This is a genomic window from Vibrio sp. 10N.222.46.A1 (assembly GCF_041473595.1).
Classification (GTDB): Bacteria; Pseudomonadota; Gammaproteobacteria; order Enterobacterales; family Vibrionaceae; genus Vibrio; species Vibrio tasmaniensis_A.
The window spans coordinates 1-466 of record NZ_JBFRSN010001702.1 but is presented as its reverse complement, the minus strand read 5'-3'; the positions used below and the strand labels follow the sequence as shown (position 1 = coordinate 466).

General features: G+C 39.9%; 1 protein-coding gene. It reads left to right on the top strand.

Annotated features, from left to right (window positions below; genetic code table 11):
* A partial coding sequence (locus tag AB4496_RS28945) for a LuxR C-terminal-related transcriptional regulator (protein WP_372071673.1) occupies positions 1 to 361 on the top strand: 361 nt, incomplete at its 5' end.
* Between the last annotated feature and the right edge of the window lie 105 nt (positions 362 to 466).

Genomic DNA, 466 nt, shown 5'->3' with positions numbered 1-466 from the left:
TATAGAAGCGATTGTTAAAGCGGGCGCTGATGGTTACTTACTGAAAGATACTGAACCCGATGAGTTGATTGAACTGCTTAAGCAAGCACATAGCGGCGATAAGGCATACAGCAGTGTGGTAGCTCGTTATTTGAATGATGCTGACAGTCGAAATGATATCTTCGACCAACTGACTGAACGTGAAATGCAAATTCTTCAAGAAGTCGCGAAAGGTTACCGTAACAAGCAGATCGCCGATCACCTGTTTATTTCTGAATCGACAGTTAAGGTACATATGAAGAGTTTGTTGAAAAAGCTGCAAGTGCCTTCTCGTACCGCAGCAACCGTTCTTTATTTAGAACGTTATGGTGACATGAAGTAGGGCTTGTTCTTTTTAAGTAATACTATTTAAAGCTGTGCTGTTTCAATCCCTTGTGACATTTTTAGTGTCATGCTCCAATAGATAGAGTTTTGAATTCTCTAATTA